Origin of the sequence: Clostridium sp. YIM B02569 (assembly GCF_022320765.1) — a bacterium.
In the GTDB taxonomy this organism is placed as follows: Bacteria; Bacillota; Clostridia; order Clostridiales; family Clostridiaceae; genus Clostridium; species Clostridium beijerinckii.
On record NZ_JAKJJX010000002.1, the window covers coordinates 218330 to 231359 of the forward strand.

13 protein-coding genes are annotated in these 13030 nt (G+C 28.6%); all 13 read left to right on the forward strand.

All coding sequences use genetic code 11. From position 1 onward, the window contains the following. Positions 1-966 (forward strand): protein tyrosine phosphatase, encoded by a 966-nt coding sequence (locus L3B96_RS02605; protein ID WP_238858738.1) that lies wholly within the window; start codon positions 1-3, stop codon positions 964-966. A gap of 149 nt (positions 967-1115) precedes the next feature. Continuing rightward, positions 1116-1808, forward strand: coding sequence for a Wzz/FepE/Etk N-terminal domain-containing protein (locus L3B96_RS02610; RefSeq protein ID WP_077309679.1), 693 nt, complete (start codon positions 1116-1118; stop codon positions 1806-1808). Between the two features lie 280 nt (positions 1809-2088). Continuing rightward, on the forward strand, positions 2089-2811 hold the full coding sequence (locus L3B96_RS02615) for a CpsD/CapB family tyrosine-protein kinase (protein ID WP_041901248.1): 723 nt from the start codon (positions 2089-2091) through the stop codon (positions 2809-2811). Between the two features lie 124 nt (positions 2812-2935). Next, positions 2936-3718: a CpsB/CapC family capsule biosynthesis tyrosine phosphatase gene (locus tag L3B96_RS02620; RefSeq protein ID WP_238858739.1), complete on the forward strand. Its 783-nt coding sequence runs from the start codon at positions 2936-2938 to the stop codon at positions 3716-3718. Positions 3719-4062: 344 nt separating this feature from the next. Further along, on the forward strand, positions 4063-4725 hold the full coding sequence (locus tag L3B96_RS02625) for a sugar transferase (RefSeq protein ID WP_238858740.1): 663 nt from the start codon (positions 4063-4065) through the stop codon (positions 4723-4725). Positions 4726-4882: 157 nt separating this feature from the next. Next, positions 4883-6238, forward strand: a complete 1356-nt coding sequence (locus L3B96_RS02630; protein ID WP_238858741.1) for a UDP-glucose/GDP-mannose dehydrogenase family protein — start codon at positions 4883-4885, stop codon at positions 6236-6238. A 99-nt stretch (positions 6239-6337) separates the two neighbouring features. Further along, the gene (locus tag L3B96_RS02635) at positions 6338-6787 is read left to right on the forward strand and encodes a UDP-N-acetylglucosamine--LPS N-acetylglucosamine transferase (RefSeq protein ID WP_023974317.1); all 450 of its coding nucleotides are present in this window, start codon (positions 6338-6340) and stop codon (positions 6785-6787) included. Then, on the forward strand, positions 6784-7272 hold the full coding sequence (gene pssE / locus L3B96_RS02640; protein WP_012060890.1) for a PssE/Cps14G family polysaccharide biosynthesis glycosyltransferase: 489 nt from the start codon (positions 6784-6786) through the stop codon (positions 7270-7272). Before L3B96_RS02635 ends, pssE begins: the two co-directional genes overlap by 4 nt. 30 nt (positions 7273-7302) lie before the next feature. Beyond that, positions 7303-8391, forward strand: a complete 1089-nt coding sequence (locus L3B96_RS02645) for a glycosyltransferase family 4 protein (RefSeq protein ID WP_238858742.1) — start codon at positions 7303-7305, stop codon at positions 8389-8391. Between the two features lie 225 nt (positions 8392-8616). Further along, complete coding sequence (locus L3B96_RS02650; protein WP_238858743.1) at positions 8617-9174, forward strand: acyltransferase; 558 nt, start codon at positions 8617-8619, stop codon at positions 9172-9174. Positions 9175-9704: 530 nt separating this feature from the next. Next, entirely contained in the window at positions 9705-10706 is a 1002-nt protein-coding gene (locus L3B96_RS02655) for a hypothetical protein (protein WP_238858744.1), read from the forward strand. A gap of 134 nt (positions 10707-10840) precedes the next feature. Then, positions 10841-12001 carry a glycosyltransferase gene (locus L3B96_RS02660; protein WP_238858745.1) on the forward strand — a complete coding sequence of 387 codons (1161 nt, stop codon included), beginning with the start codon at positions 10841-10843 and terminating at the stop codon, positions 11999-12001. Between the two features lie 41 nt (positions 12002-12042). Continuing rightward, a complete protein-coding gene (locus L3B96_RS02665; RefSeq protein WP_238858746.1) occupies positions 12043-13011 on the forward strand; it encodes a glycosyltransferase in 969 nt (322 codons plus the stop codon). Positions 13012-13030 lie beyond the last annotated feature (19 nt).

Genomic DNA, 13030 nt, shown 5'->3' on the forward strand with positions numbered 1-13030 from the left:
ATGAAGAGGAATAAGGTTGCATATATAATAGTAGCTTTAGTTATAATAGGAGGAGCAACTATTATGTATAGTATAAATCAACATTATAAAAGTAGTAAAATAGCAATTGAAAAGACAAATAGTGTACAAGCTAATAAAGTGAAACTTGTAATAGATACGGATAATATGGACGTATTACCCAAAAACTTTAGGACTACTAAGGATAAAATTAATGATGAGAAATCAAAAGATATTAACCTTACAGGATTGAGTGATCTAAATATTTCTGGTAGTGGAGCGCTTTCGGAGAAAAGTTTAGCGATGGTAAAAGAAAAAATAGGTGATAAATCTATCATAGATATTGATTTGCGCCAAGAAAATCATGGATTTATCAATGGTATGGGAATAAGTTGGTTTGGAAAGAATAATCAAGCTAATAAGGGAATTGGCAGAGAACAAATTATATTAGATGAAAAGAGCAATTTAGATAAAATATCTAAGGACAAGCATGTTGAGTTTGATGAACTGCCAAAGGGAAAGTCTGTAAACACAGTAAAATCAATTGATAATCCTAAAAGTGTAGAAACAGAGGAAGAATTAGCTAAAGGCTTGGGTATGAGTTACTTAAGAATTACAGTTACAGATCATGAGAAGCCTTTAGATGATCAGGTAGATTTATTTATTGAATCAATTAAGAATCTGCCAAAGGATACATGGATACATTTCCATTGTAGAGGAGGAGCAGGCAGGACTACAACATTTATGTCTATGTATGATATGATGCACAATGCAAAAAATGTGAGTTTTGAAGATATAATGAACCGTCAAAAATTGATTGGTGGATTAGATTTACTAAAGGAAACAAATAAAGATGAAGATAAATCAAGAGTAGAGTTTTTAAATATGTTTTATAAATATTGCAAAGATAACCAAGATGGCTATGAAACATCGTGGTCTCAGTGGATTAAGAATAACGGAAATCAATAATGCAAATGTATAAAAGGTTAATTCTAGTGGAAATTTTCCATTAGGATTTTTTTATTTTAAAAATATGAATGAAAGAGAAGGAAATTACTAAAAATATAATTATTGTATTTAGGACTATTGAAAAATTTATTGTATATGGAGAAGTTTAAATGATGAATAACGATATTATAAGAATTGATGAAATAGCAAATCCAATAATAAAAAGATGGAAAATGATACTCTTAGTAACATTAGTAACGACATTGTTAGCTTTAATTATAAGCTATTTTATAATTCCACCTAAATATGAAGCAAATACTAAAGTTTTTATAGGAAAGGAAAATACAACTGGTCAGGATCAAAACTATAGCACTAATGATGTGCAAATGTATCAAAAACTAATAAAGACTTATGCAGAAATAATAAAGACCAATGATTTAGTACAAAGGGCCATAGACTCAAGTGATATAAACTTAAACTCAGAAAATGTTCTTGATAATTTATCAGTTACGCCAAGAACAGATACACAAATATTAGAAATTAGTTACGTGAGTGCAAACCAAGCATTAGCTGGGGATGTAGTGAATTCAGTTACAAATGAGTTTATAAGATCATCTAGAGAGTTTATACCAAATGGTAACGTAAAGGTTGTAGAAAGTGTTAAGGTACCTCAAAAACCAGTCAGTCCAAATAAAAAAATGTATATAGGAGTCGGCCTTTTGCTTGGTCTGATAGGCAGTGCTGGAGCAAGTTTCTTATTAGAGTTCTTTAATAATACTTTTAAAACTAGGGAAGAAATAGAGGAGATTTTAGGATTACCAGTTCTAGGAGTTATTCCTGACTTATTTAAAGAAGGTAAGTGATGTGAATTAACATGAAAAGCGGAGATAGAAATCCTATTTTTTATCAATTAATGTGCTAGATAATTAAAATAAATCATCTACTCTTAAAAAATGAAGGTTATGTTAATAAATTATTTGTAAACAAATGCAAGTTGTACTTTGTGATTATTAATGTAGAAAATTTATTTTGATGTTAGGAAGGTGTGAAATCATGTCGTTACTAGAGAAAATAAAAGGCTATACACTAGAAATAATGAAAAGATATAAATTAGAAGAAGCGAGGAGTTATAAAGCAGATAGAATGAAAAGTTATAAATTAGAGAAAACAGTAGTTGATAATAGAATTCATGCCGGCTTCATAGTAGAAGATAAACCTAAATCTATAGTTGCAGAAGCTTATAGAACATTGAGAACTAATATACAATATTCTTCCTTTGATAAGGAGATAAGAACAATAGCTGTTACTAGTGCAGAAATGGCAGAGGGAAAATCAACAGTTGCAGGAAATATTGCTGCATCTTTTGCTCAAAATGAAAAGAAAGTGATACTAGTAGATTGCGATTTACGAAAACCCTCAGTTCATAAAAATTTTAAAGTCTCAAATTTGATTGGACTTTCTGAAGTTCTTCTTGGAAAGGCTGCAATTGAAGAAGCAGTACAAAAAAGGAATGATAATTTCTATTTTTTAACATCAGGGAAGATTCCACCAAATCCATCAGAAATGTTATCATCTTCTGCTATGAGCAATTTAATAGAAAGATTAAAAGTAGAATTCAATATAGTGGTTTTAGACACAGCACCGCTTAAAGCAGTTACAGATGCACAAATACTATCAACAAAGGTAGATGGGACTATTTTAGTTATAAGGGCGGGAGAAACGAAAAGAGATATAGTAATGGATGCAAAAAATCTTTTGGATAAAGTGGGAGCTAATATAATAGGAACAGTATTACATGCGGTGGAGAATACAAGAGGAAAATATTCTTATTATTATGGAAATGATGAAGATAAGGATAATTTATAGTGAACAAATGTTAGTTTATAATATAAGGAATAAAAATATATGTAATTTCGGCTGATTACCACATAATCCTAAGTTCAAAGTTTAGTATCCGCAAAATAAATTATACACTAAAAGAGGTGAGGTTATGATAGATATTCATTCTCATATACTGCCGGGAATTGATGATGGATCTAAGGATATGGAAATGACTTTAGAGATGCTAAGAAATGCAGAAAAAGATGGAACAAGAAAAATAGTTGCGACACCTCATTATTTATTAGAGTACGGGGAAGCTACTATTGATGAAGTTAAATCGCTGGTACAAGAAGTTAACTCAATTATAAATAAGGAAGGTATAAATATAAAAGTATATAGTGGACAGGAAGTTTATTTTAATGAAAATATAATTAATAACTATTTGGAGGGTAAAATAGGGACAATAAATGATTCGAGGTATATGTTAGTTGAATTTTCAATGCACAAGTTTGATGATAATATATTTGATACCCTTTATGAACTTCAGGTTAGAAATATCACACCTATAATAGCACATCCAGAAAGATATAAGCCATTTAGAGAAGAACCTTCACTTATTAATGGATTTATTGATCAAGGATACTTATTTCAAATGAATGCAGGAAGTATAACAGGTAGATTTGGAGAAAGTATTAGAAAAACTACAAATATATTTTTAGAGAATAATATATATAATTTTATTGGTTCTGATGCTCATGACATAGATAACAGAACCACTGGCATCAGAAAAGCTATAAATACATTAGATGATAATAATAATGAAATAATAAATAAAAATATCTTTGAAGAGAGCTCTAAAAAGCTGATCAATAATGAAGTTATAAATTTCGTTGGAAAAAAAGTTAAGATAAAGAAATCAATATTTTCGTTTTTTAAAACTAAGTCAAAGTAAATAATATTTTGAAGTGCCTAGAACGTAATAGATAAGGCAAGGGGGACGTTCTTTTAGCTCACAGCTGCCATAAAAAAGAAAATAAATTAAATATTTGTCATAGAACGCTATATTAGCAACTAACCTTTTTATTGCTTAATATAGCGTTTATTGTGCGTTGAATTATAGTAGACATACAAGGTAAGATATTTAGTAAGAAGTGCAGAAATACAAAATATTATGATTATAAAAGTCTATAAAATAAAATCAACAAATGAAAAAATGTTGTCATTTATCAAAGTAAATATAAATTAAAAAAGCTAAAGTATTTAGCTAAAAATTAATTCTTATGAGGTGGTGATAAAATGCAACAAGTAAAGGTTAATAAAGGAGAATTCATTTTTCAAGAAAGTATAGAACGCAGGATTGAATATTACTTTTTTAAAAGAGTTATGGACATACTTTGTTCATTAATCGGATTAATAATCTTGACTCCATTATTTTTAATTGTTGGAATTTTAATTAGACTTGAATCTAAGGGATCTATAATTTTCTCTCAGGAGAGGATTGGTAAAGACGGGAATGTATTTAAAATGTACAAATTCAGATCAATGGTTGTTAATGCTGAGGAGTTAAAAGGTAAGCTATGTCATAAAAATGAGATGAGCGGACCTATGTTTAAAATTAAAGATGACCCTAGAGTAACTAAAATAGGTAAATTTATAAGAAAGACAAGCATTGATGAACTTCCACAATTGTTTAATGTTCTAAAAGGTGATATGAGTTTAGTTGGACCTAGACCATCTCTTCCAAAAGAAGTAGAAAAATTTGATAATTGGATGATGACAAGGCTTGAAGTAAAACCTGGTTTAACATGTTACTGGCAAGTATCAGGAAGAAATGATATTGATTTTGAAGATTGGATGAAACTAGATATTAAGTATGTAAGGGAAAGAAATACTTTAGTTGATATTAAGTTAATATTTAAAACATTTTTTGTGCTGTTTGGAGACAAGCATGCAAGTTAAGTGACTTTAGGCATATGGACGTGTTATTTTTTGATTATACATTAATAGGGCGCATTAGAGGAAATGATGAGTTTAAATCTATTGTCTCTAAAGCTATGGGTAATATGGGAGCAAATAAATTTAATCAATTAGAATTACGGAATATATGGAGGTAAGTATGAAAATAGTAGTAGCAGGAACAGGATACGTAGGTTTAGTTACCGGAGCATGTCTTTCTGAAATTGGACATAATGTAAATTGCGTTGATATAGATAAAAATAAAGTTGAAATGATGAAACAAGGAATTTCACCAATATATGAACCAGGATTAGATGAACTTTTAAAAAGAAATCACGATGAAGGTAGATTAGATTTTACAATAGATTATAAAAATGCTTATAAAGACGCTGATTTGATATTCATAGGGGTTGGAACTCCGGAAAGAGACGATGGTTCAGCAAACTTAGATTATGTGTTTAATGTATGCAGACAAATTGCTGAAAATGCTGAAAGAGATTGTTTAGTAGTGGTTAAATCAACAGTACCAATAGGAACTAATGATAGAATTGAAGAGTTTTTAAAGGAAAATGTTAAAAATAATATTCAAATAGAAGTAGCTTCAAACCCAGAGTTTTTAGCGCAAGGAACCGCAGTTGTAGATACTTTATATGCAAAGAGAATTGTAATAGGAGTTGAATCTAAAAAAGCGGAAGAACTTTTAAAAGAGGTTTATGAAGGCTATAATCAACCAATTGTTGTTACGAATAGAAGAAGTGCAGAAATGGTTAAATATGCATCAAACGACTTTTTAGCACTTAAGATATCATTTATGAATGAAATAGCAAACTTCTGCGAAATGGTTGGAGCAGATGTTGAAGATGTAGCTAAAGGAATGAGTTTTGATCCAAGAATAGGTGATAAATTCTTAAATGCTGGAATCGGATATGGCGGATCATGCTTCCCTAAGGATACAAAAGCACTTCATTGGCTTGCAAATGATAATGGATATGAATTAAAAACAATAAAAGCAACAATAGAAGTAAATGAAAATCAAAAATATAAATTATTTAGACAAGCTAAGAATAAATTTGGAAGTTTAAGAGGATTAAAAGTGGCTGTGCTTGGATTAACATTTAAGCCTGGAACAGATGATTTAAGAGAAGCTCCATCTATACCAAATGTAAGAAGATTATTAGATGAAGGTGCTGAAATAATTGCATATGATCCAGTTGGAGTTGAGAATTTCAAAAAAGTATATCCAAGTGGAATAACATATGTAAGTACTCCAGAAGAAGCTTTAAAGGATGCAGATATGACATTCATATTTACGGAGTGGAATGAAATTAAATCTTTAGATCTAGGTGTATATGAAAAGCTTATGTATACTCCAATTATATTTGACGGTAGAAATTGTTATAAAGTTAAAGAGGCTAAAGAAAGACAAATAGATTATTATTCAATTGGAAGAAAATCTGTATTGAATTTAGAAGAAAAAGCTTTAAGTAAAGTAAAAACAGCAATGGTAATTAAATGAAACTTTTCAGATGGACATGGTAACTCCATCTGAACTCATAGATTAAAGAATGTTAACCATGGCATGGTAAATTTTTAAATGGTTAAGGAGGAGAATATTATGAAGGTATGTTTTATAACATCAAGTGGTGGTCACTTAACTCATTTAATCCAATTAAAAGAGTGGTGGAAAGATAAGGAGAGATTTTGGGTAACCTTTGAAAAGGAAGATTCTAAATCAATACTTAAAGATGAAAAAAAATATTGGTGCTATTTTCCTACAAATAGAAATATAAAAAATTTAATCAAAAATACGTTCTTATCAATAAAAATATTACTTAAAGAAAAACCAGATCTTATTGTCAGCACTGGTGCAGCACCTGCAATTCCATTTTTCTATATTGGAAAATTATTCGGTGCAAAAGTTGTTTATATTGAAGTGTATGATAGGATAGAAAAACCAACTATAACGGGGAAGGTAGTTTATCCTATAAGCGATTTATTTATATTGCAATGGGAAGAACAAAAGAAGTTTTACCCAAGAGGACAAGTATTGGAGGGATTATTTTGATATTTGTAACAGTAGGAACACATGAACAAGGCATGGAAAGATTATTTATCCAATTGGATAAATTAATTGAAAGTGGAGATATTAAAGAAGAAGTATTTGCTCAAATTGGGTACTGTAATTATGAGCCTAAAAATTATGAATACAAGAAAATGATTGGCTATGATGAAATGGATGAATATGTGAGAAAAAGTGATATAATCATAACTCACGGAGGACCAGGAAGTATATTTCATCCTCTCCAATATAATAAGGTTCCAATTGTAGTGCCAAGAGATCCAGAGTTTGATGAACATGTTGATGATCATCAAATACTTTTTACCAAAAGATTAGATAAAAATTCAAAGATCATTGGAGTATATGATATAGAAGATTTATGTAGCGTAATAAGTAATTATAAAGAATTATCGGCAAAATGTAATACATATAGTTCTAATAAAAATGACTTCATTAGAAAGTTTGATAATGTAATCGGCCAGATAATGTAGAACAGCATTCATAAATAAAGGAGATTATTGATGAATATATTATATCTTAACAGAGGTATGGGTCTTGGAGGAGTTGAGAAATGTATTATTCAACTATGTAAGTTATTCAATAGCAGTAACAAAGTTATAGTTGCAAGTATGGGTGGTGAATTAACTAAGGATTTAGAAAAAATGGAAGTTAAACACTATAATATTTTAAATACAGATTCCAAGAATCCTGATGTTATATTAAATAACTTAATGACTATATATGAGATAGTTAAAAAGGAAAATATAGATATAATTCATAGTCATCATAGAATGACAACATTATTAGCTAAATTAATATCGAAAATTACTAAAGTTAAAGTGATACATACTCAACATTTATGTATAGAAGATAAGTTTAAGTTAACGAATGTATCTTTAAAAGGCATTAAAACAATAACTGTAAGTGAAGCAGCTAAAAGAATTTTAATTGAAAAGGCTGGTTTAGAAGAAAAGAATATAAAAACTATATATAATACTGTAGAAACTGAGCATGATAGTAAAGAAGTTGATGATAAGCTTTTAGAGCTAAAGAAAAAAGGATACTTTATAGCAGCTCAAGTAAGTAGAATAGTAGATTACAAAGGAATCTATGATTTTATTTCTATCGCAAAAAGTACTGCATTAGAAAATGAAAAAATAAAGTTTGTATTAATAGGTGATGGACCAGAGCTAAGTAATATTAAAGAACTTATAAGGAAAGAGCAACTAGAAGATTATATTTATCCGCTGGGAGCTAAGGATAACATTATAGAATATCTAAAATATATAGATGTATTATTACTATGTTCCTATATAGAAGGTTTGCCTCTAACTCCAATAGAAGCATTCTCGCAAGGGGTTCCAGTTGTAGCTACCAATATAGATGGAACAAATGAAGAAATAGAAAACGGATATAATGGATATTTAGTAGAGGCTAAAGATATTGAGGGCTTTAAAGAAAAAATACTTGAATTATATAAAGATGAAAAAAGATATTCTTATATGAAGGGTAATTGCTTTGAAATTTTCAATACTAAATTCAATAAAGAGATATATTTTAAATTACATCTTAAAGAATATAAAGAAATTTTAAGCCATGAAAGAAAATAATGAGTCCAAAATGTCATGATTATTTTTCATTATGTGAGGAAGCAGATTGAACTCATAGCGAGTCTATTAGTAAAATCTGTTGGTAAGAAGAGAACCCAAATCTATGATTTGGTGTGAATCGCTTACTCATGGAGCGTAACAAGTCGAGTTCCCTCTATAATGGAAAACAGGATTGGTAGATGGATTTGTTATTTTTTTGATTATAATTTAAGTTAGGTGAGATAAATGATGATTGGAAAAGGCATTAAGTATTTAAGATCATTAATGAGAATTATTGTATTAAAAATAAGATATAGTAATAGAATTGAGTTTGAAATTAAGAATTTAAAATCACTTTATATAGGTAAAGGTGTAAAAATAAGAATAAGTAAAGGAAATGTATTATCTCTTGGCAATAATGTTTATATCGAAGATTATTGCAGCTTCGAATGTATAAATGGAAGTATTTATGTTGGAGAGAATACATTTTTTAATACTAATAATAAAGTAGTATCTTTAGAAAAAATAAGTATTGGATCAGATTGTCTATTTGGACCCAATATAGGGATTTTTGATCATGATCATCGCTATGATATTAGCGATAAGCCAATAATATCTCAAGGCTATAATACTAAAGAAATAAATATAGGTAATAATATTTGGATTGGGTGTAATTCTACTATTACACGTGGAGTAAATATATGCGACAAAGTTGTTGTTGCTGCAAATTCAGTTGTAACTAAAAACATTGTTAATAAAGGGGTTTACGGTGGAGTTCCCGCTAAACTTATTAAAGAACTGTAATGACAGTCAAATTCTTCTCTATTAGATGATATATATCATCTCTTTAATCTGTTATTTTCTTTATATTTATCCAAAGATGAATATATAATTTCAACTTTTGGGTAATCTATATATAGAACTTTAAATTCAGTCATATAAAAAAATAACAAGTCCAAAATGCTATGATTATTTTTCATTAGGCAAGGAAGCAGATTGGTCTCATAGCGGGCTATTAGGGTAATCTGTTAACATAGCATAATGGAAAATAGGCCTAGCAGATGGATTTGTTATTTTTTTGATTATGTCTAAGAAGGGAGTAACAGATGCTTTTCGTTCTGAATGTATTATTTGATATTTTTATCTTTCAAAATTGTCTAATTACGTATATTCCACAATTGGGGTATATTGATGAGCTATTTACATTTATGCTGATAATTCTATCAGTTTTTTATATATTTAATGGAAAAAATAAAATAAGCATGTATTCTAGTGAAGTCAAATCTATAATTTTATTTTTTTGTTTGCTACTTGTAGGAGTAGCAGGAAACGTCATGCATAAAATTCAACCAGAGAAGATTGCTATATATAAAGATATTCTAGCTATAAGTAAATTTGTAGTTTGTTACACATTTACGCTAATTGTATCAAATAATATAGATAAAGATTTATTGTTAGAAAAGGTAGCAAAAAGATCAAGAATTTATGTAAATGTAATATTTACTTTTTTGATTTTAAACATAATTCATGATATAGGAATGGCATCAGATATAAGATATGGAATAAGAAGTTATAAATTTCTATATCAGCATCCAACATATTTGGTTTCAGCAATTGTAATATTTTTATGTGTAATATTAAGTGATAATAGAAAAAAGTTTGATAATTTTATTATTTTTGAATCAATAGCTATATTGTTTTTTTCGTTAAGAAATAAAGCATTTGTATTTATATTAGGATATTTCTTTATGAAATTAGTGATGAAATATGCTAAGTCTATAAAAATAAGATATATATTGATACTTGCTGTCATAGGAATATTCTCGACATATAACAAAATAATAGAATATGCATCATATTATCTTACAGCTGCTCGGCCAGCGCTATTTATAGTAGGTTATAAACTAGCTTGCAAATATATACCTTTTGGAAGTGGTTTTGGAACCTTTGCATCAGAAATATCTGGAGATTATTATTCGCCTATATATTATGAATATGGAATAAATTTAGTTAGTGGATTAGAGGAAACCGCCCATTCGTATATTGGTGATACTTTTTGGCCTTATGTATATGGTCAATTTGGCTTTTTGGGTTTAATTATATTTTTATGGATTATATTGAATATATTTAAATCAATACAGAAAAGATATCAGTATAATAGAGAAATTCAATCAGCGGCATTTTTGCTACTATTATATATCTTAATAGCATCTACTGCAGAAACTATATTTACGGATGTAACAGGCTGCTTTACTTTTGCTGTGATTGCTACGTATCTAGGAAACAACATTATAGAAAGTGATTCACAAGAATGTGCTACTGCTAGTATAGAATAAGATAAAAATTAATTAGCTATTTATAAGTGAAGAGTGATTTCATGAAAAGAATTTACTCATGAATCTTAGAAAGCAGAGCTTCATATATGTGAATGATAATTATAGTGCCTGATATCAGATGAAGGAAGGTTGTTATGGAAAATAAAACGTTAAGAGTTCTCCAAGTTGTGGATTCATTAGGAGCTGGAGGAATTCAAGCCTTTATATTAAATATAAATAGAAATATGCATTTAGATAAAGTTAAGTTTGATTATGTAGTATATAAGAATAAAGAAGAAACTGAATTTTATGATGAAAGTGTTGAGAAAATGGGTGGACAAATAATATGTCTAGAAAAAAATACTGGGATTAAAAGGCTAAAATCTTTTGTAGATTTATATAGATTACAAAAAGACAAAAAATACTCAGTAGTACATATACATGGGGATCGTGCAAAGAGCTTTTTTGAAGCAGTTGTTTTTAAAATATGTAAAACACCTACAATTATTATGCATTCACATAATGATAGAATAAGTAGAGATAAGAGGTTTTATCATTTACATTTAGGAATACAGAATGTCATAAGAAGCCTTTGGAAATATGTAGTTGATTATGAATTTGCATGCTCAACTAATGCGGCGCAATGGATGTTTTCCAAGGAAGATGTAAGAGATGAAAAGGCTAAGGTTATAAATAATGGTATTGATGAAAAAAAGTTTATTTATAATGAAGGGATAAGAAAAGAATATAGAAGAAAATTAAATTTGGAAGACAAATTTGTATTAACTCATGTAGGGCGCTTTAGCTATCAAAAAAACCATGATTTCTTAATAGATATTTTTAATTCTGTGAATAAGCAATACAGTAATTCAGTGCTATTGCTAATTGGAGAGGGAGAATTAAAAGAAAAGATTGAGGATAAGGTTAAATCACTGAATTTAGAGGATAAAGTAATATTTTATGGACTTTGTAATGAAATTCATAACATTCTACAAGCGTCGGATATATTTGTTTTTCCATCTCATTATGAGGGGCTTCCAGTGGTTGGAATAGAAGTTCAGGCCGCAGCTTTGATGGCTGTAGCCTCTGATGCTATAAGTAATGAAATAAAGATAACTCATTATTGGAAATCTGTTTCTTTAGATAGTCCACCAGAGGAATGGGCAAAGATAATTCTCAAATATAAAGATGGATATAGCAGAAAGGATACTTCTGAAGATATTATGAAATCAGGTTTTAGCGCTAGAGCAATATCAAGAAACTTGGAAAATTTATATATGAATGCTAATAATAATCAAAAAAGTGGTAATAAATAATTTAGTATAGAATATCTTAGTGGTTCAAGGAGAACAAATATATGATAAGTATTATTATTCCGGTTTACAATGTTGAAGAGTATATTAAAGAATGTTTAGATAGTCTTTTAATGCAGACGTATAAAGATTTGCAAATATTGATTGTTGATGATGGCTCAACGGATAAAACTATCGATATAGTTAAAGACTATGAAGATAAATTTGAAGACTTCACTATATTGTATCAAAAAAACCAAGGAGTATCTGTTGCTAGAAACACAGCATTTGATTATATAAAAGGTGAATATACTATATATATTGATCCAGATGATTTTTTGGAATTAGATATGCTTGAGAATATGTATAATAGAGCAGAAAAAGTTAATGTTGACATAGTAATAAGTGAATATTACGTATATTATGATGAAAAAGATAGCAGAAACTATATTGAGAAATATATGATAGATCCAAGAAGAATATATAACAATTATGAGGTTATGAATCTTATGCTGAATTATGAATTACAAGGTCAACTATGGAATAAGTTTTTTAGAACTGAATTATTAAAACAAATTGAGTTTAAGTTTGAACCTCATAGATATATTCAGGATGCATTTCCAGTTTTTAAAGCAATACATTCAAGTAAGGGAATAGCTTTTATAGATAAACCATTGTATTACTATAGACAAAGAGCAACATCAACAGTTCATAAGAAAAATGCTAAGCTCGCAGAAGATTATTATTTCGCTATGAGCAGTATTATAAATTATATAGAAGATAAAAATATAAAAGTAGATAAGAAAAGCTTAAACATTTTTAGAATTAAAGTATTATCTCATTTTATAGCTCACTACACTAATGCACATGAGGAGAATAATCTAAAAAGTTTTAAGGAAAGTAAATATAATGAATTGAGTGTGAAAAATAAGGATTTTTTATTTTTAAATGAGATATCTAAAGACGATAAATTAAAGCTATTTTTATGGAATTGTGGTTTATACACAGTTTTAAAGAAAATAAAAAATAGATGATATATTTTAAGGGAGAGAG